This is a genomic window from Pseudoxanthobacter sp. M-2, assembly GCF_046156265.1.
Lineage (GTDB): Bacteria > Pseudomonadota > Alphaproteobacteria > Rhizobiales > Segnochrobactraceae > CAMDHY01.
This window is the reverse complement of sequence record NZ_JAWDIR010000046.1, coordinates 125,759-150,733: the sequence shown is the minus strand read 5'-3', so window position 1 is coordinate 150,733 and position 24,975 is coordinate 125,759. Positions and strand designations below refer to the sequence as shown.

The window sequence follows — 24,975 nt, the reverse complement described above, 5'->3', positions numbered from 1 at the left end:
CTCACCACGCCCGGCGGTAGATCGCCAGGATGTCGGCCTCGTGGAGCGGGCGCGGGTTGTTCACCAGTAGCCGCGTCTGGCGGGCGGCGTCGGTCGCGAGATGCGGCAGCGCCGTCTCCTCGACGCCGACGTCGCGCAGGCGGGCGACGAGGCCGCAGCGGGCCGACAGCGCCGCCAGTGCGTCGGCGAAGGCGTGGGCCCGGCCCTGCTCGCCGATGTCGGCGAGCTGCGGGAACGCGTGCGGGGCGAGCGCGGCGTAGGGGGCCGGCACCGTCTCGGCGTTGAAGCGCAGCACGTGCGGCAGCACCAGCGCGTTCGACAGACCGTGCGGCACGCCATAGTGGCCACCGAGGGGGTAGGCGAGCGCGTGCACGGCGGCGACCGGCGAATTGGCGAAGGCCTGGCCGGCGAGCATGGCGCCGAACAGCATGTCGGCGCGGGCGGCCCGGTCGTGGCCCTGGTGGACCGCCCGCTCGATCGCGCCGCCCATCAGCCTGAGCGCCTCGCAGGCGAGAGCCCGCGACAGCGGGTTGTTGTTGGGGCTCGCGGACGCATAGGCCTCGATGGCGTGCACCATCGCGTCGATGCCGGTGGCGGCGGTGACCGCGGGCGGCAGGCCGAGCGTCAGTTCCGGATCGAGGAGCGCCACGTCGGGGATGATGACGGGCGAGGAGACGCCCATCTTCTCGTGGGCGCCGGTGGTGACGACGGCAATCGGCGTCACCTCCGAGCCTGTGCCGGCAGTTGTCGGGGCGAGTAGTAGCGGCAGCCGCGGGCCCTTGGCGCGCCGCACGCCGTAGATGTCGGCGAGGTCCTCGCGGCCGACCGCCAGGAGTGCCGCGAGCTTGGCCACGTCGAGCGACGAACCGCCGCCGAGGCCGACGACACCCGTCGCCCCATGCGCCACGGCCGCCGCGGCCGCAGCGCGAACGACCGCCTCCGGCGGGTCGGCGACGACCTCGGAGAACACCACGACCTCCACCCCCGCCGCCGCCAGCGCCGCGAGCGCCGGGTCCACAAGGCCGGCGGCGACAACGCCGGCGTCGGTGACGAGGAGCACGCGAGACCCGAGCCGCGCCGCCGCGATCTCGCCGATCCGGCCGGCGGCGCCGAAGCCGAAGACGAGGCTCGGCGGCGTGTCGAAGGTGAATGGGGCGATCGGCTCGGTCATCGCGGGCTCCGAAACTCTCAGCTTGCCGTCGACCGCTGTGGGTCGAGGCGTGGACAATAGCGGCTCCAGCGGAACGTGGCGGGTCAGCGGAGACGATTCGCTGTTCGCCGCATCATGGTGCGACCCCCGCCCGCAATTGGGTCTCCCCGCGGTTCGCCCCGGCGCAGCGCGGCGCGGGCGGGCCGGAGCGGGCGCCGGTTGGCGCGCGCCGCCCCCGGTTGTAGCGTGCCGGCGGCCCCGGGCGCCACGACGGCGGCTGGACTCGCCGACGGCGCTCCCAACACACCTTGGGCGGCGGCGCCGGCGAGATCGAGGGAACGGTGAGAGCGACGGACGACGGGATGACCGAGGAGAAGCGGAGCCCCTCGGCGGGGCAGCGGTGGGCGCTGGAAGAGGCGATGGTGCACCTGGTGCCGGCGGAGTTCACCGCCTGGTGCGAGGCCGTCGACGCCCGCAAGCGCGAGCCGACGCACTTCCCGAAGACCTCCTATCTCGATCCCGGCCGCACGGTCGCCGGCGACAAGAACCCCGGCTGGGCGCGCGCCGTCGCCGTCGAGCGGGAGGCGCTGCGCGCCCTGCTCATCGCCTTCCGCGACGCGCTGAAGCGCGCCGGGCTCGCCGCCTACGGCCGCCGCGGCGGCCTCGACGGGCCGCGCGAGCGCATCCCCGACGGCGGATGGCAGACCTTCGAGCGGGTGAACGCGCCGGAATCGGTGATCGGCGAGGTCCGCAGCCGCGGCACGCACTACCGCGCCGTCGAGGTCATGGCCGACGGCGCGGCGGGAAGCGCGGCGGAGGCGCTGCCGCCGCCACGCCTGCGGCGGCCGGGCTCGCCGGACATGTACGACTGGGACGCCGGCGTGCAGCTCCTCATCCGCGACAGCTACGTCCACGGCTGGCCGCAGAGCCGCGCCGAGATCCGCGCCCGGCTGCTCACCCTGATGACGGCCGAGGGGCTCGCCGTGCCACGCAAGCGCGACACCGCCGACAACGTGCTCGCCCGCGACCTGCCCTTGTTGTGGGAGGCGGCGGGCCGACCGCCCGCGACGGAGGGCGACTGAGCCGAGCGCGCCGCGGCACCCTCACCAGCCGAGCCGCAGCTCCTCCAGGCCGTGGAAGTGGAAGGTGTCGCGGAAGCGCGGCGGCGCCGCGAAGGCGAGCCCCGGCAGCCGCTCGAACAGGATCGGCAGCGCCACCTGCATCTCGAGGCGCGCGAGCGGCGCGCCGAGGCAGAAGTGGATGCCCGCCCCGAAGGCGACGTGCGGGTTCGGCGACCGCTCCGGCCGGAAGGCATCCGGCTCGGCAAAGCGCGCCGGATCGCGGTTGGCGGCGCCGAGCAGCAGGCCGATCTTGTCGCCGCGCTTGAAGTCGATGCCGTCGTAGGTGAGGTCCTCGAGGGCGAAGCGGGTGAACAGGTGCAGCGGCGCGTCGTAGCGCAGCGCCTCCTCGACCACCGCCGCAGCGTGTGCCCCCGGCTCGGGCCGCACGCCGGTCTCCAGCAGCGCCTTCACGCCGTTGCCGATCGCATGCACCGTCGCCTCGTGGCCGGCGTTGAGCAAAAGCACCGCGGTGCCGACGATCTCGCCGTCGGTCAGCCGCTCGCCGTCGACCTCCGCCGTGACCAGGCGGGTGAGCAGATCTTCGCGCGGCGAGCGGCGCCGCTCGGCGACGAGGTCGCCGAGGAAGGCCGCGAACGCCTCGCTCGCCGCCACGGCCGCCGCCTCGACCTCGGCGTTGCGGCCGAACTGGTACATGCCGACCATGGCGTGCGACCAGGCGAGCAGGTCCGGCCCGTGCTCGGTCGGCACGCCGAGGAGCTCGGCGATCAGCGTCAGCGGGATCGGCGTCGCGAAGGCCGGCAGGAGGTCCACCTCGCCCGCCGGGAAGCGGTCGATCAGGTCGTGGGCGAGCGCTGCGATGCGCGGCGCCAGCCGGTCGACCTCGCGGGAGACGAAGGCACGGTTGACGAGGCCGCGCAGGCGCGTGTGCTGCGGCGGCTCGACGTCGAGCATCGAGCCGCGCTCGAGCTGGAGAAAGGGCTCGAGCCGCGGGTCCGGCTCCGGCCAGCCGAGCTCGGCGCGCGTCGCGACGTGCAATACGTACCGCCCGAACCGCCTGTCGCGCAGGAGCGCCGAGACGCCGGCGTGCGAGGCGAAGCACCAGAAGCCGTACTGCTCCCAGAAGAAGGCCGGCGCCTCCGGCCGCACGGCGGCATAGGCGCCATAGGGGTCCTGCACGAAGGCGTCGTCGCGCGGGTCGAGGTCGAGGCGACGGTGGCGGGCATCGAGTTTCATCGACGGCAGGGTGGAGGCTTGCAGGATGGGGGCTTGCATCGTCGAGGCATCCGGTGGACTTGGGCAGCCCCCGCCAGTACACGCTCGGGCCGCCGCCGACGAGGGCCGTCGGCGCGGACGAGCCATGCGGCGCGCCGGGCGATGACCTGCAACGGGTCCGCCGGGCGGACCAGTTCCCCAGCGCCGGTGACGATCCCGAGGATGGTGCGATGATCCCGAGCCTCTCGCGATGATTCCGTGGATCGAGGTCGATGCCGCGACGGTGCCGGGCGGCGCACGGCTGCGGCTGATGCGGCGCGGCGACGAGTTCTCCATCCGCCTCGGCGGCAACGAGCTGATGAACAGTCGCGCCGGCGGCTCTGAGGAGGTGCTCGCCACCGCCACCTGCGAACGGATCGCAGGCCGAAGGGCGCCGGCCCTGCTGATCGGTGGACTCGGCATGGGCTTCACGCTGCGTGCGGCGCTCACCGTGCTGCCGGCGGACGCCCGCGTGACGGTGGCCGAACTGGTGCCGGAGGTGGTCGCCTGGGCGCGCGGGCCGATGGCGGCGGTGTTCGCCGGCTCTCTCGACGACCCGCGCGTAACGGTCGCCGAGGCCGATGTCGGCGGGCTGATCCGAGAGGCGAGCGGCGCCTTCGACGCCATCCTGCTCGACGTCGACAACGGCCCCGACGGCCTGTCGCGCCCCGGCAACGACCGCCTCTACGACGCCGGCGGCCTCGGATCGGCGCGGGCGTCGCTGAGACCCGGCGGTGTGCTGGCGGTGTGGTCGGCGGGCCCGGACGCGGCCTTCACGCGCCGGCTGAAGCAGGCGGGCTTCACGGTCGAAGAGGTCCGCGCCCGGGCGCTCGGCAAGCGCGGCGGCGCCCGGCACGTGATCTGGCTGGCGAGGAAGTAGGGCGGTCGGACTGGCGCGACGCCGTCCTCCCCCTGCCAGGGGGGAGGACAGCCGGCGCAGCCGGCAGGTGGGGGCCCGTCAATCAAGATTGCGACGCCAGTCGAGGTCGAGCCTCTGATTGACAGGCCCCACCCTGACCGCTTCGCGGTCTGTCCCTCCCCCTGGCAGGGGAGGGACGGGGCGCCGGGCGTCGCACTCGTTTGCCCGCCTCACAGATCCGGCTTCGCCACCATCAGCCAGACGATGGCGGTGACCGCCGAAAACGCCGGAAAGCCCAGCACGAACCACACCCGGAACAGCCGGAAGTAGCGTGCCGGCAACGGCGCACCGGTGGCGACGGCCTCCCGGGCGAGGTCGCGCAGGCGGAGCTGGATCCACACCACCGGCAGCCAGCAGAGGCCGGTGACGACATAGAGGGCGAGGCTCCAGGCGATCCATCCCGACCACAGCGGATAGCCGACGAGGTGGGCGAGCGCCGCGCCCGTGACCGGTTGGAGGATCACCGCCGAGGCGGTGAACAGCGTATCGGCGAGGACGACGACGCCGGCGGTGTGGGCGATCAGCGCCGGTTCGCGGGCGCGGTGGGCCATCAGCATGAAGAAGGCGATGCCGGCGCCGGTGCCGAGCAGCACGGCCGCGCCGATGACGTGGGCGACCTTGAGGAGGGTGTAGAGGTCCATCAGCGCTCGTCCAGCGTGGCGAGCGCGGCGAGCGCCAGGAAGGCGGCCGGGATGGACTTCACGAGCGGTCCCAGCGGGTCGAGCCAGAGGTCGGGGCGCACCAGCGTCGCGCCGATGAGATAGCCGGCGGTGACGAGCAACATGCCCTGCAGGGCGCGGGCGGCGGTCGGCCGCCAGGCGAGCAGGAGGGCGAGCGCGATGTCGACGAGGCTGCCGCCGATCACCGCCCCGGCCGCGAGCCCGGCGGACATTCCGGCGGCGGTCAGCTCGGCGACGGCCGCCGGAAAGCCGACCGTCAGCCCGATCAGCCCTGACACCAGCCAGAAGCCGAACAGGCAGATGAGGATGGCGGGCTTGGCGAAATAAGCGCGGGCGAACCAGCGCTCCTGCACGCCCGACGGCGCGGCGGCGAGCACGGCGTCGAACGAGCGTGGCGTGAGCCCCAGCCGGTCGGCGTCTTCGGATCGGCCGCGCACGCCAATCCGCAACTGCTCGAGCGAGGCGGTGCGCATCGGGCTGCGCCAGCCGAGAAAGGCGAGGCCATCGCTTGCGGCGGCGGTCAGGCGGGCGAGAACGGGCGGCAGGCGGAGCGTGGGCGCAGGCGGCAGGCCGAGCCACCCGCGCAGGCGGCCGACGAGGTCGACCAGCGTCAGCGCCTCGGCGTGGACGAGGTCGAGGCTGACGCGGGTGGGGGCCTCCGGTGCAAGGCAGCGGACGACGGCGTCGGCGAGATCCTCGGTCCCGATCACCTGGATCAGGCTGTCGCCGAAGACGACGGGGGTGACGCCGGGAAAGCCGGCCAGGCCGCGCAGGAGCGCCGTCCCGCCATAGGCCGCCGGGCCGAAGACGAGGCCGGGGCGCAGGATGATCCAGTCGAGTGGGCCTTCGGCCAGGAGGGCCTCGGCCTCGAGCTTCGTCGTGTTGAAGGCCGTGCCCCGTCCCGCCGCGACCCCGGCCGCCGAGATGTGCACGAAGCGGCGGACGCCGACGGCTGCGCACGCCTCGACGAGACGGCGGACCCCGTCGACATGCACGGCCCGGAGGTCGTCGCGCGGGCTGTCCTGCAGGGCGCCGGCGCAGTTGACCACCGCCTCGACCCCGGCGAGCACGGCCGTCCAGTCGGCGACCGAGGCCGTGGCGAGATCGGCGCGCTGCCATTCCAGCGCCGGAAAGCGCCGCCGGGCCGCCACGACGTCGCGCCCGACGCCGACGACCGCATGACCGTCGGCCACCAGACGGGCGGAGATGGCGGAGCCGACAAGCCCATAGGCCCCGATGATGGCGATGCGCATCGACGAGGCTTAGCGCGTGGCCGGAGGTGGGGGAAGCGGGGGCGGAGCCGGCCGGGGGCATGAACGAGCACAGCGCGTCCTCCCCCTGTCAGGGGGGAGGACAGTCGGCGCAGCCGGCAGGTGGGGGCCCGTCAATCCGGGATGCGACGCCAGTCGAGGTCGAGCCTCCGATTGACAGGCCCCACCCTGACCGCTTCGCGGTCTGTCCCTCCCCCTGGCAGGGGAGGGACGGTGGCCGAGCCCGCGGCCGCCCCCCACCCCTCAGCGGTGCTGCGCGATCACATCCTTCAGGTACCGGTAGGACGTCTTCGGCGTCCTGACCTGGGTCTCGAAGTCCACCGCGACGATGCCGAAGCGCTTGGCCTCACCCTCCGCCCACTCGAAGTTGTCGAGCAGCGACCAGGCGAAGTAGCCCTTGAGGTTCGCGCCGGCCTCGATGGCGCGGGCGGCGGCGGCGAGGTGGGAGGCGATGAAGGCGGCGCGCTTCGGGTCGTCGACGACGCCGTCCTTCGGCGCCGGGTCGTCGTAGCAGGCGCCGTTCTCCGTCACGTAGGTGACCGGGTTGCCGTAGTTGCTCCTGAGATCGCCGAGCACCTCGACGAGGCCCTCCGGGTCGATCGGCCAGCCGAGCGCCGTCACCGGCATGCCCGGCGGCAGCGCGCCGTAGCCGGTGCCGCCGAGGACGCCGCCGGGGTCGTCCTTCATGTAGGAGGGGCCGTAATAGTTGACGCCGAGGAGGTCGACCGGCTGCTGGATCGCCGCGAGGTCGCCGACCTTCACCAGCGGCTCGAAGTCGGCGGCGAACAGCTCCGGGTAGCGGCCGTGGAAGAGCGGGTCGAGGTTGATGCGGTTCCAGATGGCGTCGAAGCGCGCCGCCGCCGCGCGGTCGGCCTCGCTGGTGGACGCCGGCCGGATCGGCTGCAACGAGAACACCGTGCCGAGAGTGAGCCCGGAGCGCTCCGCCCGCGCGGCGACGAGGCCGCGGCCTTGCGCGAGGTTCATGTGGTGCTGGGCCGAGACGTAGTTCGGGAAGCCAGTCAGGCCGGGCGCGTGGATGCCGACGGCGTGGCCGAAGATCGCGTGGACGTTCGGCTCGTTCAGCATCACCCAGTTCGGCACGCGGTCGCCGAGGCGGGCGACGACGACGCGGACATAGTCGGCGAACCAGTCGGCGCTCTCGCGGTTCGTCCAGCCGCCGCGGTCCTGCAGGGCCTGCGGCAGGTCCCAGTGATAGGGGCAGGCCCACGGGGCGACACCGGCGGCGAGCAGCGCATCGACGAGGCGGTCGTAGAAGTCGAGGCCCGCGTCGTTCACCACGCCGGTGCCGTCGGGGAGGATGCGCGGCCAGGCGATCGAGAAACGGTAGGCCTCGAAGCCGGCGCCGGTGAGGAGGCCGATGTCCTCGGGGTAGCGGTGATAGTGGTCGCAGGCAACGTCGCCGGTGGTGCCGTCGGCGATGCGGCCGGGGGTGTGGGAGAAGGTGTCCCAGATCGACGGCTTGCGGCCGCCTTCCTTCACGGCGCCCTCGATCTGGTAGGCCGAGGTGGAGGCGCCCCAGAGGAAGTCGCGCGGCAGCGTCGGCACCGGCTGCGCCTGAGCCCGCGGCACGGGCAGCGCTCCCGCCAGAAGCCCCGCCGTCCCGATCAGCACGTCCCGTCTGCGCATCCTCGTCTCCGTCGTTGGTCCGCCCTCAGGCGAGCAGGGCGGCGAGCGCCATGAGCATGGCGGCGGCGGCCGCGCCCTGCACGGCGAGCCCGCCCGTGACCAGAGCGAGCCCCTGCCACGGCTTCAGCCGCGCCTCGCCGGCGATCAGCCAGAACAACGGGTCATTGATGTGGCCGATTGTGACCGAGCCGGCGCCGACGGCGAGTGCGGCGAGCGCCCGCCCCGTCTCGCCGTCGAGGCCGAGCGGCATGAGCAGCGCCTCGGTCATGCCGGCGGCGGTGATGGCGGCGACGAGTGTCGAGCCCTGCAGCGTCTTGACGATCGCGGCGGCCAGAAACGGCACCAGCACGCCATAAGGCAGCGCCAGCACCCGTTCGCCGAGGAGCTCGGCCATGCCGGGCTGCTGCGTCACCGTCTGCAGACCGCCGGCGGCGGCGACCAGCAGCATCGGCAGCGCCGCCGCGCGCATGGCGCGGGTCGCCCAGCCGGTGGCGGCGCCGTCGCGGCGGCCGACAAAGGCGAGGGTCGCGAGGCCCATGACGGCGACGGCGAGGGCGATGAGCACCAGCGGCCGGCCGGCGCCGAGCAGCGTCTCGCGGGCGCGGCCGCCGCCGAACGGCTCGCTCGGAATGTCGCCGAGCGACTGCACGATGGTGAGGCCGACGATCGTCAGCGTGACGGCGACGAGCGCCACCGCCGCCACCGCCGGCCCGAGGCCGCGCGGCTCGGCTCCGGCGACTGCAGTGGCCGCCTCGACGGGCGGCGCATCGCGCAGGGGCGCTGCGGCGAAACGGACAAAGACGAGACCGACGACGGCCGTGACGACGGCGAGCGGCAGTCCCCACGTCAGCGTCGTCGCCCAGCCAGCGCCGAGGATCGAGACGGCGGCGATCATCGGCGGCGCCGGCAGCACCAGCGCGTGGGCGGCGGAGAGCGACAACCCGGCCGACAGCGCGGCACGGCGCGCCGATGCCGGCATCGTCTCGGCGCCGGTCGCGGGCGCGCCCGACAGCGCACCACGCAACGGCGCGGTGATGGCGTAGGCGACAGCCGCCGAGGCGCCGAGGCCGGCGACGAAGCCGAGCGGCCGGGCGAGTACCGCCGCACCGGCGCGCTCCCGCAGCCGCCGGCAGGCGGCGGCGAGGCGGGCGGAGCCGCCACTGACGTTGGCGAGTTCGGCGAGCATGGCCGCAGCAAGTACGGCAAGCCCGACGGCGGCCGCCGTCAGCCCGAAGCCGGTGCCGAACGCCTTGCCGACGTGGGCGACCGACATGCCCTCGACAAGCGCGAAGCCGATGGTGGCGGCCACCAGCGCCAGGAACGGGTCGATGCGCCGCCAGGCCGTCAGGAGTGCGACGGCGGCGACAGCGACGGCGAGGAGGGCGGCGTCTTCGAGCGGCATGCGGGAGGGGTCGCGTCCGGCAGGGTCGGGCAGAGACCCGCCGCGGCGCCCGGCGGGGAGGACGCCGGCGGCCGGAACGTGCCCCCGCGACGATGCTTAGCCGGCCCTCGCGCCGCTGTCACCGGTGCGACGCGCAGCTCCAGCAGCCCCGCCGGCGCTCGAGTGTGCCGGCGGGTTCGACGGCAGCAAACCGCTACTTCAGCGGCACCAGATCCGTCGGCTCGCCGTCGGGGTTGTTGTTGATCACCGTGTTGTTGCCGAGCGAGATGATCTTGCCGTTGCCCGTCGCCGAAAGGCCCGGCGCATTCCGGGTGAGCACGGCGTTCGTCAGGCGGGCAGAGCCGCCCTGCCCGGCGAGCACGCCGGCAGCGGTGCTGCCCTCGATGACGACGCGGTCGAGCGTCACCTTGGCGAGGGCACCACCGGTCGGCGCGACCTGCACGCCGACGCGGTTGCTGGTGATCAGGCAGTTCGAGAGGAGCGCGGTCGCGTTCCCCGCGCTGTTGGCCATCAGGAAGCCGTTGCCGTTGGGGGCGGCTGCGAGGTTGCCGCGGATGATGCAGTCGCGCATGACGAGCGACTTGCCGGCGAGGAAGCGGATGCCGTTGAGGCCCGTCGACGCTCCCGTCGATCCGTCGATGATCAGGCCGCTGATGAACACCGAGTCGTTGGCGCCGGCGTTGACGGTGATGCCATTGATCGTGGTGTTCAGGATGCTGCCGAGGCTCGGATCGCTCTGGATCGAGATCGCCTTGGTGATCGTCACGGCCCCGTAGCCACCGGGGTCGAGCACGCTGATCGTTCCGCCTGCGGCGGTCTTGGAGATGGCGCCGGCGAAGGTCTTGCAGGGAGCCGTGCGGCTGCAAGGATTGACGTCGTCGCCGACGCCGGAAACCCAGGTGCGCGTCGCCTGGGCGTTCGCGGTGCCGGAAAGGGTGGCGAGCAGGGCGAAGCCGGCGAGGACGGTCGCGAGCGAGATCGGGAACCGCATGGCGGAGTCTCCTGTGAGCACCGGGGCCGGCGAAGAGTGTGACACGGGGCGACGTCGGCCGGCGTCACTTCGTCGTGCACGGCGGGACGGCGGCGACCGTTTCCACTTCACGGCGAGTTTGACGCCCGCAGCGCGCAAATGTGGCAAGCTGCCGCGATCGCGGCGCTTCGGCGAGACCGCGGGAAGTGCCGCCGGCACAGACGCGGCCGGCACCAGCCGGGAAACGATCCATGCCAGTCAGCCGACTCCCGCTCGTCGTCACGGCCCTGATCGCCGCATGCGCCCTGTTGCCGCTCGCTGCGTCGGCCGACCCGTTCCAGCCCGGCTCCGGCAAGGCCGGCGAGCGCGCCCTTCCCGTCGCGGCGACGGGAAAGCCCTTCACCGTCCGCGCCGATGGAGCCTGCGTCGGCTCCAGCTGCCTCGTCGATTTCGGCAAGAAGGCAAACAAGACGCGGACGGTTACTGCCATCAATTGCGGCCTGTCCAGCAATAATGGGCAAATGCAGCTCGGCAGCGTCTTCTTCGACGACGTGCAGGGTGTCTTCATCCCCGTCCTGTCGCGCGCCGTCGACGGAACGACGGAGGTGGCGATCGCCGCCTGGGCCGAGCCGATCACGGTGCCGGCGGGAGAGCGCCTGCGGATCCTGCTCGCCAGCTTCGGAGCCGCACAGGCTGGCGTCTGCAACATCCAGGGTTTTACGGAGTAGCGGCGGCTGCCCCTGGGCAGACCAAGCAGCGGGGTCCGGGCGGTGGCACCATCGCGCTGCGCCGCCTGACGAAAAGGCCGCCCCCGCTCGCGAGGGCGTGTCGGAACGGGGCATAGTCGGGCGTCCTTGAACCGGGAGGCCAGCGCCGATGCTCTACGCCATTCTCTGCTACCATGACGAAGACGTCGTCGGCTGCTGGTCGAAGGCGGAGGACGACGCCGTCATGGCGCGCCTCTCCGTCGTGCACGGCAAGCTCGCCCGCGAGGGCCGGCTCGGCCCGGTGGCGCGGCTCTTGCCGACGACCGCGGCGACGACGCTGCGCAAGGACAGCGACCCGCCGGTCGTCCTCGACGGCCCCTTCGCCGAGACGAAGGAGCAGCTGCTCGGCTTCTACCTGATCGAGTGCGCCTCGCTCGATCAGGCGATCGAGGCAGCGCGCGATCTCGCCCGGGCGAACCCCGGCGGCGCCTACGAGATCCGCCCGGTCGAGCGCTACCACCCCGACAGCCGCCCGCCCCAGGACCTCCCCGCTGGAGGCGGTTCGGCGTGAGCGAGGCGGCGGGCATCAGCGCGGCGTGGATCGAGGCGGCGCTCGCGGCCGCCCGGCCGCGTGCGGTGGCGGCGCTGCTCCGCCACTTCCGCGACCTCGACCTCGCCGAGGAAGCGGTGCAGGAGGCGTGCCTCCGGGCACTCGCCAACTGGCCGAAGAACGGCCCGCCGCGCGACCCCGCCGCCTGGCTCGTCTTCGTCGGCCGCAACGTCGCGATCGACCACACCCGCCGCCAGAAGCGGCTCGCGCCGCTGCCCGACGAGGCGGTGCTCTCCGATCTCGACGACGCGGAGGCGGGCATCGCCGAGCGCCTCGACGATGCCGGTTACCGCGACGACATCCTCCGTCTCCTGTTCGTCTGCTGCCATCCCGAGTTGCCGGCGACCCAGCAGATCGCGCTCGCGCTCCGCATCGTTTCCGGCCTGTCGGTGCGCCAGATCGCCCGCGCGTTCCTCGTCAGCGAAGCGGCGATGGAGCAGCGCATCACCCGCGCCAAGGCGAAGATCGCCAAGGCCGACGTGCCCTTCGAGGCGCCCGGGCCGGTCGAGCGAGCGGAGCGGCTCGCCGCGGTGTCGGCGATGGTCTACCTCGTCTTCAACGAGGGCTACTCCGTCAGCCATGAGACGGCGGAGGCGCGCGGCCGGCTCGCCGAGGAGGCGATCCGCCTCGGCCGGCTGCTCTTGCGGCTGTTCCCGGCCGAGCCCGAGATCATGGGCCTGCTCGCCCTGATGCTGCTTTCGCACGCCCGCGCCGCGGCCCGCTTCGACGCCGATGGCGCCATCGTGCTGCTCGACGCGCAGGACCGCTCGCGCTGGAACGCCGCGATGATCGCCGAGGGTCTGGCGCTGATCGACAAGGCGGTCCGCCACCGCCGGCCGGGCCCCTACCTGGTGCAGGCTGCGATCTCGGCCCTGCACGCCCGCGCCCGGCGGCCGGAAGACACGGACTGGGCGGAGATCGACCTCCTCTATTCGACACTCGAGCGCCTGGCGCCCTCGCCGGTGGTGACACTCAACCGCGCCGTCGCCGTCTCGAAGCTGCGTGGGCCCGCTGATGCGTTGGCGATGATCGAGCCCCTCGTCGACCGGCTGTCGGGCTACTTCCACTTTCACGGCCTGCGCGGCGCGCTGCTCTCCGAGCTCGGCCGCGCGGACGAGGCGGCGGAGGCCTACTGCCGGGCGATCGCCCTCGCCAATTCGCCCGCCGAGGCCCAGCACATCCGCGCCCACCTCGACCGCCTGCAGGCGGAGGCGGCGGCGCGGGACGGCGCGCGGCGGTGAGGGCCCGGCACGGCGTTCCGCGGCATCGGCGACCGCGGCACGGACACCCTTCGGCGGCGCCGGCGGAGCGCCGCGGCAGCGGGAGAACGGCCATGAAAAAGGTCCTACTAGGGTTGCTGGCGGTCGTCGTGGTGGCGATCGCGGGCGTGCTTGTCGCGGCGGCGATGCAGCCTGACAGCTTCCGCATCGCCCGCTCGCTCGCCATCAAGGCGCCGGCGGACCGCATCTACCCGCTGATCGCCGACTTCCACCGATGGAGCGTCTGGTCGCCCTACGAGACGCTCGACCCGGCCATGAAGCGCGAGATCGGTGGGCCGCCGAGCGGCGTCGGCGCTACCTACGCCTGGGCTGGCAACGGCCAGGCCGGCGCCGGCACGATGCGCATCACCGAGGCCGCGCCGTCGTCGCGCGTCGTCATCGACCTCGCCTTCACCGAGCCGTTCGAGGCGAACAACACCGCCCTCTTCACGCTCGCCCCGGACGGCGACGGCACGCTCGTCACCTGGGCGATGGAGGGGGAGAGCTCGTTCCCGTTCAAGGTGATGTGTCTGTTCTTCGATGCGGACGCGATGATCGGCCAGGACTTCGAGAAGGGGCTCGCGAACCTGAAGCGGGAGGCGGAGGCGGCGGCGGCGGGGTGAGGTGAGACGCGCTGCTGCAAATGGGATTTCGTTAACCTGGAGCCGGCGTCGGCGCCGAGCCGGGTGAGTTCGCCGTGGCCGCCGTGTTCGCAGCAATGTGGCGGCGGCAGGTTTCGATCAGTTCCGGGGCACCACGAAGTCTGCTGTCGAGCTTGAGGTGCTCCCCTTGCCTGAAACGAAGGGTCGCCTCACCACCCTCCACCACATCGATGGATGAAAGGTCATGGAATTCCAAGCATCTCGCTCGCGAAAAGACGCCCGTCTTGCAAATTCTCATGTTGTTCCAGCGAATGATCGTAAAGAAGATTTCGTTTGATTTCCAGACGGCATATAGGGTGAATAAAATTATGCATATATTAGACAAAATGCCATCCGAAGCGGTCTGGGAACTGCCTGAGAAATAAATCGCCAAGAAAAACGCCGGCATAAGATAGGACATGACGAGATCGATGAATTGCCATCTGCCTGCTTCCAGGTACATCCAGCCGCGCTCGGCGCGAGCGCGCGCAGCGGCGGGACGCGATAGAAGCCAAAGTGCCAGTGCCGATGCGAAACTCGCCGCAGACGGGAGCACGATGTAAATGATGGCCGTTTCCGGCACGGTCGCCCTCCGCCATCCGAGTTGCAACCATGCTACGCGCGGTTGCGCCAGCGGACCAGTGGCCGCTCCCCGCCCCTAGCCCCCTCCCCGCGCATCTGCTACTCCCCGCCGCGTTCCCGAACCCCGCTCAGAGGCCCCGCCCATGATCCCCCGCTATTCCCGCGACGCGATGGTGCGGATCTGGACGCCGGAGACGCGCTTCCGCATCTGGTTCGAGATCGAGGCGCACGCCGCCACCGCGATGGCGGAGATCGGCATCATCCCCCGGGACGCCGCCGAGACGATCTGGCGGATGGGCGAGCCGGCCGTCTTCGATGTCGAGCGCATCGACGCCATCGAGCGCGAGACCAAGCACGACGTCATCGCCTTCCTGACGCACCTCTCCGAGATCGTCGGCCCGGAAGCGCGCTTCGTCCACCAGGGCATGACCTCGTCGGACGTGCTCGACACCTGCCTCAACGTGCAGCTGACCCGCGCCGCCGACCTGCTGATCGCCGACGTCGACCTGCTGCTCGCCGCCCTCGAGAAGCGCGCCTTCGAGCACAAGCTGACGCCGACGATCGGCCGCAGCCACGGCATCCACGCCGAGCCGGTAACGTTCGGGCTGAAGCTCGCCCAGGCCCACGCCGAGTTCGCCCGCGCCCGCCGGCGGCTCGAGGCGGCGCGGGCGGAGGTCGCCACCTGCGCGATCTCCGGCGCCGTCGGCACCTTCGCCAACATCGACCCGCGCGTGGAGGAATACGTCGCGGCGAAGATGGGCCTCGCGCCGGAGCCGGTGTCGACCCAGGTGATCCCGCGCGACCGCCACGCGATGTTCTTCGCCACGCTGGCGGTGGTTGCCTCGTCGGTGGAGAGGCTGGCGACGGAAGTGCGCCACCTGCAGAGGACGGAAGTGCTGGAGGCGGAGGAGTACTTCTCGCCGGGCCAGAAGGGCTCCTCGGCGATGCCGCACAAGCGCAACCCGGTGCTGTCGGAGAACCTGACCGGCCTCGCCCGCATGGTGCGCGCCTATGCGGCCCCCGCGATGGAGAACGTTGCGCTCTGGCACGAGCGCGACATCTCGCACTCCTCCGTCGAGCGGATGATCGGCCCGGACGCCACGGTGACGCTCGACTTCGCGCTGGTGCGGCTCGCGGGCGTGATCGACAAGCTGCTCGTCTATCCCGCGCGGATGCAGGCGAACCTCGACCGGCTCGGCGGGCTCGTCCACTCGCAGCGCGTGCTTTTGGCGCTCACCCAGAAGGGCGTGTCGCGCGAGGACGCCTACCGGCTGGTGCAGAGGAACGCCATGCCGGTGTGGGAGCGCGGCGGCGACTTTCTCGAGAACCTCTCGGCCGATGCCGACGTGACGGCGTCGCTGTCGAAGGCCGAGCTCGCCGAGCTCTTCGACCTCGGTTACCACTTCAAGCACGTCGACACGATCTTCGAGCGGGTGTTCGGGCGGAGCTGAGGCTCGGCCCGACGAGGCGTCAGGGCCGAGCGGCACGCGGCCGCGACCGGTTCAGGGGACCGGCGAGGCCTGCGCCGTCGGCAGGCCGGCGGCGGCCCACTCGGTGGCGCCGCCCGGATACCAGCGCACGTCGGTGTAGCCGAGCGAGAGCGCGCGCTTCGCCGCGTTCCACGACATCCAGCACTCGGGCTCGCAGAAAAAGACGAGCGTCGTCGCCTTGTCGTCCTTCGTCAGCGACGCGAGACGGCCCTCGAAATAAGTCTGGGCCTCCGGCGGCAGCTGGCCGTAGCCGGTGTTGATCAGCCAGTGGCTACCCTCGATCGAGGTGCGCGGCTTGTCGTGCCAGACCGTGCCGGCCGGCAGGTTGGCCGGCTTCACCGGCCGCGGCATGGCGTCGACGAAGATCGCCGCGCCGCCCTTCCACAAGGCTTCCGCCCTGGCAGTGTCGAGCACGGTGGCGCCGGCAAGCGTATCGGGCACCGGCGCGCGGTACTCCTCCATCCGGTAGCCGTCGGGCTCCGGAACATCGGCAGCCAGGGTGGCCGGTGCGATCCAGGATCCCGCCGCCAGCAGCAACACCATGGCCGCCAGCAGACCAGCCGGTCGAAGGACACCGGCGGTGCTGCCGCGCCGGCCCGCCGCGTCGCCGGCTGCCCGCCGCATCACTTCGTCTCGACGATGACGGCGTTGTCCTGCTCGTCGAGCAGCGGCACGCCATAGTCCGCCAGGATGGCGTTGATCTCGTCCTGGTTGTCGCGAATCAGCCGGTTGAGCTGGCGCTTCCAGTCCTGGTCGTGGAAGCGCACGCCCATGGTGATGCGGTAGGTCATCCGCGACCCCGGCTCCTTGGGCAGCGCCACCACCTTCAGCGGCACGTCGGACTGCTTGGCGTAGTAGCCGCCGATCGGCCCCCACAAGAGTCCACCGTCGATGGTGCCGGAGACGATGTCGGCGATCATCTCCTCGGTCGGCGATTCGAAGCGCCGGTCGACCATCAGCGAATAGCCCTTCGCCTTGCCGATCAGGCCGTTCTGGGCGAGCACGGTGGCGGGCGGCGTGCCGGCGATGACGCCGATGCGCTTGTCCTTGAGCAAGGGGTCCGACAGCGTCGTGACGCCGGCCAGTGGACCGTCCGCCTTCGTCACGAAGACGTAGGTGGAGCGGTAGTAATGGTTGGTGTTCTGGACGAGTTCGTCGCCCTGGGCGAAGCCGATGATGACGTCGCAGCGGTTGAGGCCGAGCGTCATGCGGACGAAGCCGGTCGCCTGCGGAAACCACGTGTACTCGACCGGCACACCGAGTTTGCCGGCAATGAGCTCGGCGATCTTGTTCTCGAAACCCTCGCCGGCCGTGTTGGAGAACGGCATGTTGGCGGGGTCGGCGCAGACGCGCAGCGCCTGGCGTGTCACGAGGTCCGAGGTCTGGGCCGAAGCCGCCCCGCTCCCGGCGATGGCCACGGCGACGATCGCCGCGGCCGCGAAGGCCCGTGCGCACCAGCCCACGCGGTGTGCACGGGGCCGGGCGCTGCCCGGCAGCGGCGCGTTCATCACGCCCGCCCGCCGGCCGTCAGGTGCGGCCCAGACATGCGTTCTCGTCCTCCGTCGCCTGCGGCGGCTTGTCGGCGCGCTTGGCCGGACGGCCGCGATCGAGCACGCCGTCGGAGCGCGCCTTCAGGTAATCGTAGATGTCGTCGATGTAGCACATCACGTTCAGGTTGTCGCCGAACGCCGGCATGACACTTTCCTGCGAGCTCGACACGACTTTGCGGCCGTTGACGACGACTTCGAGGAAGGCCGGATAATCGAGCCGCTTCAGCGATTCCGTCAGGTTCGGCGCGTAGCTCGAACCGAGGCCCTCGGGGCCGTGGCAGACGTGACACTCGGAATGGTAGCGACGGAAGCCGGAGTACGTGTACCAGTCGACGACGCCGTCGTCCGTGATGTAGTAGGTCGGGTTTCCATCGGCGTCGAAATACTTGCCGTTCTCCACCGTCTTGCCGTCCGGAAGAGCCTGATCCTGTGCAGCGGCGCCCGCCAGGTTCAAGAGCACGCCGGCCATGGCCAAACTGCCCAGGACTATCCTCCGCATCATCTTCCTCCTCATACTTATGATACACTTAGCATTGCCGTCGGCTTTGCCTTTAACGACCGATAGCATCGCTCGCCAACTGCATCAACACTTACGGCGATGGTGCGCCAACTTGCCTGCGCCGGGCTCAAGGAGGCGGGCCTGAAAAAGCGAAACCCGGCGCAGCCTGAGCTGCGCCGGGTTCCAGAAGGTCGCTTGCCGGTGAGGCGCAGCCTCAGTTCGGCAGGGCGAACACGGTCAGCTGGCCGCCGAGCGCGGTGTAGTTGGAGAGCGACGCGTAGCCGCCCACCGCACCGAGACCCGCCTGCGGATCCGTCAGGCCGGCCGCCAGACCGATACCAGCCCAGCCGCCGATGCCGGACAGGATGCCGACATACTGCTTGCCGCCGTGGGTATAGGTCATGACGTTGCCGATGATGCCGGACGGGGTCTTGAACTTGTAGAGTTCCTTGCCCGTCTCGGAGTCGACCGCCTTCAGGTAGCCCTCGAGGGTGCCGTAGAAGACCACGTCACCAGCCGTCGCGAGAGCGCCCGACCACACCGAGAACTGCTCGGGCAGCGACCAGACGATCTTGCCCTTCGTCGCGTCCCACGCGATGAAGTTACCCATGCCGCCGTGGCTGTCCGGAGCCGGATACATCGACAGCGTCGCCCCGACATAGGGCTGGCCGGCGGTGTAGCTGACGCGGAACGGCTCGTAGTCCATGCAGACGTGGTTGGTCGGCACGTAGAACAGGCCGGTCTTCGGCGAGAACGCCGCAGGCTGCTGGTCCTTGGTGCCGAGCGCCGCCGGGCAGATGCCGGTCGAGTTGACGTCCTCGCCGTTCTGTTCCGTCGAATACTTCGCCACCACGGCCGGACGGCCATAGGTCGGGCTGTTCTTGTCCATGTCGACGCCGGTGGTCCAGTTCACCACCGGATCGTACTTCTCGGCGACGAGCAGCTCACCGCTGTCACGGTCCATCGTATAGGCGAGGCCGTTGCGGTCGAAGTGGACGAGCATCTTGCGCGGCTGACCGTCGATATCCTGGTCGACCAGGATCATCTCGTTGACGCCGTCGTAGTCCCACTCGTCGTGCGGGGTCATCTGGTAGACCCACTTCGCCATGCCGTCGTCCGGATCACGGGCAAAGATCGTCATCGACCACTTGTTGTCGCCCGGGCGCTGGGCCGGGTTCCAGGTCGAGGGGTTACCCGAGCCGTAGTACATCAGGTCGAGCTGCGGGTCGTAGGAATACCAGCCCCACGTGCAGCCGCCGCCGATCTGCCACTGGTCGCCTTCCCAGGTCTTCAGGCTGGAGTCGGCACCGACAGGCTTGCCGAGCTCGGTCGTCTTGGCCGGATCGAAGAGGATCTCGCTGTCCGGGCCCGTCGAATAGGCGCGCCACAGCTGCTTGCCGGTCGCCTGATCGTAGGCGGTGACGTGGCAGCGAACACCGAACTCGCCGCCGGAGATGCCGACGATGATCTTGTCCTTCACCGGCAGCACGGTGGCGGTGTTGGTCTCGCCCTTCTTCGGGTCACCGTTGACCGCTGTCCAGTTGACCTTGCCGGTCTTGGCGTCGAGCGCCACGACGGTGGTGTCGGCCTGGTGCAGGAAGATCTGCCCGTCGGCATAGGCGAGACCGCGGTTGACGGTGTCGCAGCACATCACCGGGATGACGTCCGGATCCTGCTTGGGCTCATACTTCCAGACGATCTGCGCTTCCTTGTCGAGGTCGAGCGCATAGACGATGTTGGGGAACGGCGTATGGACGTACATCATGTTGCCGATGACGAGAGGCGAGCCCTCGTGACCGCGCAGCACACCCGTCGAGAACGTCCAGGCGACCTGAAGATCCTTGACGTTGCTCTTGTTGATCTGGTCGAGCTTCGAGTAGCGGGTGTTGGCGTAGTCGCCGGTCTGGATGACCCACTGGTTGGGGTCGTCGATCAGCTTCATCAGGTCGTCGTTCGCCAGAGCAGGCGCGGTGACCATGAGCGGCAGGGCCGCCACCATGGACGACCAAGCGGATCGCCTCATGCCAGTTCCTCCTTGCGTTTTCCCGAGAGTCGACACGCGCGTACGCACAGGCGCACACCCGCCGACTTCCTGTTATTGGGACCAACGCTCCCGACAGCGTGTCACGGCCTGCCGGACTTTGTCCGGTCATTGTCGCTGGGCATGGCGCCCGCTCGGCCTTCGAACCGGACGGCCCGCTCCCAAACGGGTCGCCGCTGCAGTCGGAAACTGAAGCGATCTTATGGTAGGCTTAGGCCGGTGACAATCCCCTTATATCGGCTCTGAAATCGAGGGGTTCTTGCCTTTCAGCACGGGAACTACTCCCACTCCAGCTCTTGGAAAGCCGCCGTCGCATTGCGCGGATTGAACTCCTCGAACAGCGCCCACATCTCGCGTTCGCTGAGGCCGGCGGTCTCCGCCGCAGCAGAGATCGAACGGCCTTCGGCGATCAGCGTCCGGACGTCGGAGGCGATTCGCGCGAGGTAGCGCCGCTGTGGCGCCAGCGCCTCCGGCCAGGCCATCACGCGCGGGCCGTGGCCGGGCACGACACGCGCCACCGGGCGTTCGGCGAGGCGGTCCATCTCGGCCAGCCAGCCGGTCAGCGAGCCGTCGATCGTCGGCAGGTGGCCGGCGAACAGCAGGTCCCCGAGGAACCAGGTGCCGGTCTCGACGTCCAGCACGGAGAGGTCGGCGTCGGTGTGCGCCGTCGGATGAGCCTCGAGCACCAGTTCGCGCCCGCCGAGATCGAGGCGCATCGTTCCCTCCACGGCGAGGTCGGGGGGCAGGAAGTCGCTCTGCGCAGCATCCGCGGGGGCGAGCTGGCGGTCGGCCTGCTCGCGGTAGAAGGGCGCGCGGGCGGCCAGCGCACGGGCGAGCTTGTGGTGACCGACGATCTTCGCCCCCTCGGCCGTGAAGGCGGCGTTGCCGGCGAGGTGGTCCGGGTGGACGTGGGTGTTGACGACGTAGCGCACTGGCTTGTCGGTGCGAGCGCGCACCGCCGCCAGCAGCCCCTGTCCCACGGCGACGCTGCCGCCGGTGTCGATCACCGCGACCGCGTCGTCGCCGATGATGAAGCCGAGGTTGGCGATGTCGCCGCGGTTTGCCGGCGCAATCAGCGCGAACGGCGCCTCATGGACGAACACGCCGGGCGCCACCTCTGCGACCGCGAGAGGGGCGACGGTGGTTGAAGTGGGAGGGGCGGACGCCCCCGGGGGGCTCGCTGTGCCGGCGGCCGGGGCGCCGTCCGCGGCGGCGACGGCCTCGACCGGCGCCACCGCCATCAGCGCCGCCGCCAGGGAGGCGGCGGCGAGAGCGTGCCTCACGAGCGGCCCGTGTCCACCGGGAAGGCGCCGGAGAAGACCTGGCCGTCGGTGTCGATCGCCTTCACGTCCAGCACCGGCGAGCCGTTCGAGACGAAATCGAAGGCGATGGTCGGATCCTCGCTCAGCGAGATGCCGCCCTCCATCTTCAGGAGCATCTGGCCGCCCTGGCTGATCTCGATGTCGTTGACGAAATGGGCCGGGATGTAGAGCTGGGTCAGCTGGTTCATCTGCAGGCCCGAATAGTTCGGGTGGCGGATCATGATCTGCGCCTTCAGGCGCTTGGCTCCGCCCGCATCCGCCGTGGTGCTGGCGGACGGCACCGCAACCGGCGTCGAGGTCGCCGCCTTTTCCGCGCCCTCGGGGAAGCGGACCTTCATCTTGCCGAGTTGGGCGAGCGCCGCGTCGGCGTCCTTCAGGGCCGGCGCCGAGCAGCCGCCGGAGGCCTTCACATAGCGCCGCGACATGTAGAGCGAGCCGTCATCCGCCTCGACGATGGCGCGCACCCACGAGTAGGAGTTGATGCGCACGCGCGTCGACACCGCCATCTCCGCCTGCGGCTCGCCGAAGGTGAAGGTGGCGGCGACGGGGGCCGGGTTCTCGTCGATGACGAGCGTCATCCGCTTCACCGTCCGCCCCTCGGGCAGCCGGGCGGTGACGTCGATCGGCACGATGGCGGCGTCATGGGCGCGGTAGGGCGCCTCGATCTCGACGATGCCCTCGCCGGCGGTGATCGCCGTGTCGCCGACGACATCGGCCCGGATCGCCTCCCAAGTCGTCTCGGCCGGCTCCTGGGCGGCCGGCTGAGCTACCTCCTGGGCCGAGGCGGGTGCCACGAGAAGGGTCGTGCCGAGGCCACCGGCGACCAGCGCCAGCGCCAGAGCTGCACTCTGAAGGTTTCGCCCGGTCGCCGTCATGATGTTCCCTCCTCGCGCCGGGATGCCACTGCCCCGGTCGTCGTCGTTGTCGTGGAGTTATTCCTATCACGTCCCGTCATTGTGCCCGAATCACGACGGGCTGACATCCGGGAAGGCACGGTGGTTCACGCCGGCGGCACGTCCCAGTCGAGGCGCTCGACGCCGCCGGCGCCGACGGTGGCGAGCGCATCGGCGACGCGCACACCGCCGACGCTGAGATCCGGCCGCAGCTCGGCGAGCGGCGCCAGCACGAAGGCGCGTTCCATCAGTCGCGGATGTGGGACCTCGAGACCTGGCTCGTCGATCGTGCGGCCGCCGAAGGTGAGGATGTCGAGGTCGATGATGCGCGGCCCCCAGCGCTCGGCGCGCCGGCGCCCGAGCGAAGTCTCGACCGCCAGGCAGGCGGCGAGCAGGTCGGCCGGCGACAAAGTCGTCTCGACGACGAGGCAGGCGTTGAGGAACCAGTCCTGCTCGGTGATGCCCCACGGCTCGGTCCGGTAGTAGCCGGAGCGGGCGACGACGCGCACGCCCGGCACCGCCGCCAGCCGCTCGACGGCACGGTCGATGTTCGCCCGCTTGTCGCCGACGTTGCCGCCGAGCCCGATCGCCGCCTCCACCTTCACCGGCTCAGGCGGCATCGGAGCCGCCCGGAGCCTCGCGCCGCCGGCGGACCGTCACGGCGACGTGGTCGAGGATGCCCTCGACCGGTGCGCTCGGCTTGCGCACGGTGACGACGCTCGCGGTGATCTTGTCGAAGCGCAGGAGCACCGCGCGGGCGATACGGTCGGCCAGGACCTCGATGAGGCTCACCCGCTCGCCCGCGACCACCTCGCCGACGACGTCGAGCAGCTTGTCGTAGCCGACGGTGTCGGCGAAATCGTCGCTTCGCCCCACCGCCGACAGGTCGATGTCCACCGTCAGGTCGACATAGAAGCGCTGGCCGAGCCGCTCTTCCTCCGGGTGCAGGCCGTGGCGGGCGAAGTAGGCGACGTTGGCAAGGGTGATCTGGTCTGTGATCTGGTCGCTCATCGCGCGTGTGTTCCCTTGAAGTCACCGCGCGAGATCACGTCGGCGATACGGCAGGCCTCGAAGTGGGCCCGCACGTCGTGGATGCGCACGATGTCGGCGCCGCCGGCGACCGCGAGGATGTGGGTCGCGAGCGTGCCATGGAGCCGGTCGCCGATCGGCTGGTCGAGCAGCTTGCCGATCAGCGACTTGCGCGAGGCGCCCACCAGCACCGGCAGCCCGAGGGCGCGGATCGCCGGCAGGCGGGCGATCAGCTCGACGTTCTGCTCGAGCGTCTTGCCGAAGCCGATGCCGGGGTCGAGCACGATCCGGTCGTCGGGAATGCCCGCCTTCTCGGCGATGACGAGCGAGCGCAGGAAGAAGCGGCGCACCTCGTCGACGATGTCGAGGGTGGCGTCGACCGTCGTGCGGTTGTGCATGATCATCACGGCGGCGCCGTGGGCGGCCGCGACGCGGGCGATCTCCGGCTCGCGCTGCAGGCCCCAGACGTCGTTGACAACGCTCGCCCCCAAGGACAGCGCCCGCTCGGCCACCGCCGCCTTGTAGGTGTCGATCGAGATCGGCACGGAAACGGCGGCCGCGACGGCCGGAATGACCGGAGTGATGCGGGCGAGTTCTTCCTCGGGACCGACCTCGGTCGCGCCAGGGCGGGTCGATTCGCCACCGACGTCGATGATGTCGGCACCCTCGCCCACCATCTGCCGCGCGTGCGCCACGGCCGCCTCGACGCCGGCGTGGCGGCCGCCGTCGGAAAACGAGTCCGGCGTGACGTTGAGGATGCCCATCAGGAGGGTGCGCGTTCCGACCGGATGATCCAGCCGGCCGAGCCGCAGGATGCGGGTCATGGGGAAATCCTGTGCCGCGGCCCGGCGGCGGGCGGCGGCTCGGGGCGAAGGCAGGGCACGGCCACCGCCGGAGGAGGCCGGCGGCGCCGTGGAGGCGGAGGAGCGGCGATGGGCGTCAGAAGCAGCGGATCTCCGCCTCCGCCTGGGCCCGGCGCAGTTCGGCGACGATCTTGTTCATCACCGGCGAAGACTTGAACATCGACGTCTTCTCGCCCCCGACGCGGCCGACGCTGAGGATCGTCTCGGCCTGCACGTAGCGATCATAGGGCAGCACCGAGGCGATGACGTCGATCGAGCACGAGCAACGCTCGAGCGCCGTCCGCGTCTCGCCGTTCGCTGCCATGCAGCCGAACACATAGTCGGCGCGGGTGATGGTCGGATAGTCGTTCGGCAAGTCCGTCGGGGACTGGGCGGACGCGGGTGCGGCGATGGCGAGGGCCAGCGCGACGAGGACGGCGCCGAGCGCCTCAGCCTTTGGGAGCGGCACCGACATAGCGGATCTCCTCCTCGAGATAGGGCTCGCCCGTTCCGGCGAGCTGGGGGGTGACGGCGCGCAGGAGCACGAGCGAGCCCGGCACCTTGTCGGACACGACGAACTCATAGGTCTTCTCCACGAAGGCCCCGAGCTCGGCGCGATGGACGTCGTCGGCGAACGGCTTCAGGCGGATGCGCTCCGCCGGCACCTCGACGCCGTCGACGGTGACCGTCGTCGCCTCGACGTTGCCGGCGTCGCGGAAGGCCGCGCGGATCTTGTTGCGCAGATAGCGCGGATTGCCGCCGACGAGTTCCTTCATGACGTTCACGTCCGCCTCGAGGAACAGCATCACCAGCGGATTGCCGAGCATCTGCGAGAACGGCCCGGCCGGCTTGCGGCGATCGCCGGAGAACAGTTGCACGACGATCTCCCGCCGACCGTCGGGACCCGGCGTGCCGAGCGTCAGCTTGATGTCGTCCTCGAAGGCGCCGCCGAGCTTGGCCGGGTCGACGGTGTCGCGCTCATAACGGTAGGACAGCACCGTGCCGTCCGGCAGCGTGTTGAAGTGTGCATTCTCGAACAGGAGCGACGTCGCCGTCGCCTCCGCGGCCTTCGCCGGCGCCGCCGCGAACGTGGCGGCGAGGGCGGCGGCGATCAGGGTGCTCATCGTCAGGCGCATCG

The 24,975-nt window shown here is 71.0% G+C and carries 26 protein-coding genes; 7 read left to right on the top strand and 19 right to left on the bottom strand.

Annotated elements, in window-relative coordinates; genetic code table 11:
* Nucleotide 1: 1 nt before the first annotated feature.
* Nucleotides 2–1,159, bottom strand: a complete 1,158-nt coding sequence (locus tag RUR49_RS23615; RefSeq protein ID WP_409148995.1) for an iron-containing alcohol dehydrogenase — start codon at nt 1,157–1,159, stop codon at nt 2–4.
* A 353-nt stretch (nt 1,160–1,512) separates the two neighbouring features.
* Between RUR49_RS23615 and RUR49_RS23610 the strand changes: the two genes are divergently transcribed.
* On the top strand, nt 1,513–2,232 hold the full coding sequence (locus RUR49_RS23610; protein ID WP_409148902.1) for a hypothetical protein: 720 nt from the start codon (nt 1,513–1,515) through the stop codon (nt 2,230–2,232).
* 21 nt (nt 2,233–2,253) lie between these two features.
* Here the strand turns inward: RUR49_RS23610 and RUR49_RS23605 are convergent, their stop codons facing one another.
* Nucleotides 2,254–3,504, bottom strand: a complete 1,251-nt coding sequence (locus tag RUR49_RS23605; protein ID WP_409148901.1) for a cytochrome P450 — start codon at nt 3,502–3,504, stop codon at nt 2,254–2,256.
* A gap of 190 nt (nt 3,505–3,694) precedes the next feature.
* Here RUR49_RS23605 and RUR49_RS23600 point away from each other — a divergent pair, with 190 nt between their 5' ends.
* Nucleotides 3,695–4,363 carry a spermidine synthase gene (locus tag RUR49_RS23600; protein WP_409148900.1) on the top strand — a complete coding sequence of 223 codons (669 nt, stop codon included), beginning with the start codon at nt 3,695–3,697 and terminating at the stop codon, nt 4,361–4,363.
* 209 nt (nt 4,364–4,572) lie between these two features.
* Here the strand turns inward: RUR49_RS23600 and RUR49_RS23595 are convergent, their stop codons facing one another.
* The 5 genes from RUR49_RS23595 to RUR49_RS23575 form a co-directional block, all read right to left on the bottom strand.
* The gene (locus RUR49_RS23595; RefSeq protein ID WP_409148899.1) at nt 4,573–5,043 is read right to left on the bottom strand and encodes a DUF2269 family protein; all 471 of its coding nucleotides are present in this window, start codon (nt 5,041–5,043) and stop codon (nt 4,573–4,575) included.
* A complete protein-coding gene (locus RUR49_RS23590) occupies nt 5,043–6,335 on the bottom strand; it encodes an NAD(P)H-binding protein (protein ID WP_409148898.1) in 1,293 nt (430 codons plus the stop codon). Before RUR49_RS23590 ends, RUR49_RS23595 begins: the two co-directional genes overlap by 1 nt.
* A gap of 261 nt (nt 6,336–6,596) precedes the next feature.
* A complete protein-coding gene (locus RUR49_RS23585; RefSeq protein ID WP_409148897.1) occupies nt 6,597–8,000 on the bottom strand; it encodes a GH1 family beta-glucosidase in 1,404 nt (467 codons plus the stop codon).
* 25 nt (nt 8,001–8,025) lie between these two features.
* A complete protein-coding gene (locus tag RUR49_RS23580) occupies nt 8,026–9,402 on the bottom strand; it encodes a GntP family permease (RefSeq protein WP_409148896.1) in 1,377 nt (458 codons plus the stop codon).
* 193 nt (nt 9,403–9,595) lie between these two features.
* Entirely contained in the window at nt 9,596–10,393 is a 798-nt protein-coding gene (locus tag RUR49_RS23575; protein ID WP_409148895.1) for a right-handed parallel beta-helix repeat-containing protein, read from the bottom strand.
* A gap of 230 nt (nt 10,394–10,623) precedes the next feature.
* On the opposite strand from RUR49_RS23575, the gene RUR49_RS23570 reads away from it, so the two are divergent.
* The 4 genes from RUR49_RS23570 (at nt 10,624) to RUR49_RS23555 (ending at nt 13,571) form a co-directional block, all read left to right on the top strand.
* Entirely contained in the window at nt 10,624–11,100 is a 477-nt protein-coding gene (locus RUR49_RS23570) for a hypothetical protein (RefSeq protein WP_409148894.1), read from the top strand.
* Nucleotides 11,101–11,248: 148 nt separating this feature from the next.
* Complete coding sequence (locus RUR49_RS23565; RefSeq protein ID WP_409148893.1) at nt 11,249–11,650, top strand: YciI family protein; 402 nt, start codon at nt 11,249–11,251, stop codon at nt 11,648–11,650.
* Nucleotides 11,647–12,930: an RNA polymerase sigma factor gene (locus RUR49_RS23560; protein WP_409148892.1), complete on the top strand. Its 1,284-nt coding sequence runs from the start codon at nt 11,647–11,649 to the stop codon at nt 12,928–12,930. The genes RUR49_RS23565 and RUR49_RS23560 overlap by 4 nt, the downstream gene beginning before the upstream one ends.
* A 92-nt stretch (nt 12,931–13,022) precedes the next feature.
* The gene (locus tag RUR49_RS23555) at nt 13,023–13,571 is read left to right on the top strand and encodes an SRPBCC family protein (protein ID WP_409148891.1); all 549 of its coding nucleotides are present in this window, start codon (nt 13,023–13,025) and stop codon (nt 13,569–13,571) included.
* A 31-nt stretch (nt 13,572–13,602) separates the two neighbouring features.
* Here the strand turns inward: RUR49_RS23555 and RUR49_RS23550 are convergent, their stop codons facing one another.
* Nucleotides 13,603–14,172: a hypothetical protein gene (locus RUR49_RS23550; RefSeq protein WP_409148890.1), complete on the bottom strand. Its 570-nt coding sequence runs from the start codon at nt 14,170–14,172 to the stop codon at nt 13,603–13,605.
* Nucleotides 14,173–14,314: 142 nt separating this feature from the next.
* Between RUR49_RS23550 and purB the strand changes: the two genes are divergently transcribed.
* Nucleotides 14,315–15,622 (top strand): adenylosuccinate lyase, encoded by a 1,308-nt coding sequence (purB, locus tag RUR49_RS23545; RefSeq protein WP_409148889.1) that lies wholly within the window; start codon nt 14,315–14,317, stop codon nt 15,620–15,622.
* A gap of 51 nt (nt 15,623–15,673) precedes the next feature.
* Here purB and RUR49_RS23540 read toward each other — a convergent pair whose 3' ends face one another.
* The 11 genes from RUR49_RS23540 to RUR49_RS23490 form a co-directional block, all read right to left on the bottom strand.
* On the bottom strand, nt 15,674–16,204 hold the full coding sequence (locus tag RUR49_RS23540; protein WP_409148994.1) for a PQQ-dependent catabolism-associated CXXCW motif protein: 531 nt from the start codon (nt 16,202–16,204) through the stop codon (nt 15,674–15,676).
* An 80-nt stretch (nt 16,205–16,284) separates the two neighbouring features.
* The gene (locus tag RUR49_RS23535) at nt 16,285–17,073 is read right to left on the bottom strand and encodes a substrate-binding domain-containing protein (protein ID WP_409148993.1); all 789 of its coding nucleotides are present in this window, start codon (nt 17,071–17,073) and stop codon (nt 16,285–16,287) included.
* A gap of 115 nt (nt 17,074–17,188) precedes the next feature.
* Complete coding sequence (locus tag RUR49_RS23530) at nt 17,189–17,710, bottom strand: c-type cytochrome, methanol metabolism-related (protein ID WP_409148888.1); 522 nt, start codon at nt 17,708–17,710, stop codon at nt 17,189–17,191.
* Nucleotides 17,711–17,924: 214 nt separating this feature from the next.
* Nucleotides 17,925–19,709, bottom strand: a complete 1,785-nt coding sequence (xoxF5, locus tag RUR49_RS23525; protein ID WP_409148992.1) for a lanthanide-dependent methanol dehydrogenase XoxF5 — start codon at nt 19,707–19,709, stop codon at nt 17,925–17,927.
* Between the two features lie 320 nt (nt 19,710–20,029).
* Complete coding sequence (locus RUR49_RS23520) at nt 20,030–21,034, bottom strand: quinoprotein relay system zinc metallohydrolase 2 (RefSeq protein WP_409148887.1); 1,005 nt, start codon at nt 21,032–21,034, stop codon at nt 20,030–20,032.
* Nucleotides 21,031–21,948 (bottom strand): quinoprotein dehydrogenase-associated SoxYZ-like carrier, encoded by a 918-nt coding sequence (locus RUR49_RS23515; RefSeq protein ID WP_409148886.1) that lies wholly within the window; start codon nt 21,946–21,948, stop codon nt 21,031–21,033. The genes RUR49_RS23520 and RUR49_RS23515 overlap by 4 nt, the downstream gene beginning before the upstream one ends.
* Before the next feature lie 125 nt (nt 21,949–22,073).
* Entirely contained in the window at nt 22,074–22,586 is a 513-nt protein-coding gene (folK, locus tag RUR49_RS23510; protein WP_409148885.1) for a 2-amino-4-hydroxy-6-hydroxymethyldihydropteridine diphosphokinase, read from the bottom strand.
* Entirely contained in the window at nt 22,576–22,977 is a 402-nt protein-coding gene (folB, locus tag RUR49_RS23505; RefSeq protein WP_409148884.1) for a dihydroneopterin aldolase, read from the bottom strand. Before folB ends, folK begins: the two co-directional genes overlap by 11 nt.
* Nucleotides 22,974–23,819, bottom strand: a complete 846-nt coding sequence (folP, locus tag RUR49_RS23500) for a dihydropteroate synthase (protein ID WP_409148883.1) — start codon at nt 23,817–23,819, stop codon at nt 22,974–22,976. The genes folB and folP overlap by 4 nt, the downstream gene beginning before the upstream one ends.
* A 115-nt stretch (nt 23,820–23,934) precedes the next feature.
* Nucleotides 23,935–24,312: a hypothetical protein gene (locus tag RUR49_RS23495; RefSeq protein WP_409148882.1), complete on the bottom strand. Its 378-nt coding sequence runs from the start codon at nt 24,310–24,312 to the stop codon at nt 23,935–23,937.
* Complete coding sequence (locus RUR49_RS23490; RefSeq protein ID WP_409148881.1) at nt 24,287–24,973, bottom strand: hypothetical protein; 687 nt, start codon at nt 24,971–24,973, stop codon at nt 24,287–24,289. The genes RUR49_RS23495 and RUR49_RS23490 overlap by 26 nt, the downstream gene beginning before the upstream one ends.
* Nucleotides 24,974–24,975: the final 2 nt, after the last annotated feature.

Coding starts and splice junctions, on each gene's coding strand:
- folK (WP_409148885.1), bottom strand. CDS start 22,586: ATGCCGCCTGAGCCGGTGAAGGTGGAGGCGGCGATCGGGCTCGGCGGC.
- RUR49_RS23565 (WP_409148893.1), top strand. CDS start 11,249: ATGCTCTACGCCATTCTCTGCTACCATGACGAAGACGTCGTCGGCTGC.
- RUR49_RS23585 (WP_409148897.1), bottom strand. CDS start 8,000: ATGCGCAGACGGGACGTGCTGATCGGGACGGCGGGGCTTCTGGCGGGA.
- RUR49_RS23600 (WP_409148900.1), top strand. CDS start 3,695: ATGATTCCGTGGATCGAGGTCGATGCCGCGACGGTGCCGGGCGGCGCA.
- RUR49_RS23605 (WP_409148901.1), bottom strand. CDS start 3,504: ATGCAAGCCCCCATCCTGCAAGCCTCCACCCTGCCGTCGATGAAACTC.
- RUR49_RS23590 (WP_409148898.1), bottom strand. CDS start 6,335: ATGCGCATCGCCATCATCGGGGCCTATGGGCTTGTCGGCTCCGCCATC.
- xoxF5 (WP_409148992.1), bottom strand. CDS start 19,709: ATGGTGGCGGCCCTGCCGCTCATGGTCACCGCGCCTGCTCTGGCGAAC.
- RUR49_RS23595 (WP_409148899.1), bottom strand. CDS start 5,043: ATGGACCTCTACACCCTCCTCAAGGTCGCCCACGTCATCGGCGCGGCC.
- RUR49_RS23575 (WP_409148895.1), bottom strand. CDS start 10,393: ATGCGGTTCCCGATCTCGCTCGCGACCGTCCTCGCCGGCTTCGCCCTG.
- RUR49_RS23540 (WP_409148994.1), bottom strand. CDS start 16,204: ATGGTGTTGCTGCTGGCGGCGGGATCCTGGATCGCACCGGCCACCCTG.
- RUR49_RS23610 (WP_409148902.1), top strand. CDS start 1,513: ATGACCGAGGAGAAGCGGAGCCCCTCGGCGGGGCAGCGGTGGGCGCTG.
- RUR49_RS23515 (WP_409148886.1), bottom strand. CDS start 21,948: ATGACGGCGACCGGGCGAAACCTTCAGAGTGCAGCTCTGGCGCTGGCG.
- RUR49_RS23495 (WP_409148882.1), bottom strand. CDS start 24,312: ATGTCGGTGCCGCTCCCAAAGGCTGAGGCGCTCGGCGCCGTCCTCGTC.
- RUR49_RS23555 (WP_409148891.1), top strand. CDS start 13,023: ATGAAAAAGGTCCTACTAGGGTTGCTGGCGGTCGTCGTGGTGGCGATC.
- folB (WP_409148884.1), bottom strand. CDS start 22,977: ATGAGCGACCAGATCACAGACCAGATCACCCTTGCCAACGTCGCCTAC.
- folP (WP_409148883.1), bottom strand. CDS start 23,819: ATGACCCGCATCCTGCGGCTCGGCCGGCTGGATCATCCGGTCGGAACG.
- RUR49_RS23580 (WP_409148896.1), bottom strand. CDS start 9,402: ATGCCGCTCGAAGACGCCGCCCTCCTCGCCGTCGCTGTCGCCGCCGTC.
- RUR49_RS23490 (WP_409148881.1), bottom strand. CDS start 24,973: ATGCGCCTGACGATGAGCACCCTGATCGCCGCCGCCCTCGCCGCCACG.
- purB (WP_409148889.1), top strand. CDS start 14,315: ATGATCCCCCGCTATTCCCGCGACGCGATGGTGCGGATCTGGACGCCG.
- RUR49_RS23570 (WP_409148894.1), top strand. CDS start 10,624: ATGCCAGTCAGCCGACTCCCGCTCGTCGTCACGGCCCTGATCGCCGCA.
- RUR49_RS23530 (WP_409148888.1), bottom strand. CDS start 17,710: ATGCGGAGGATAGTCCTGGGCAGTTTGGCCATGGCCGGCGTGCTCTTG.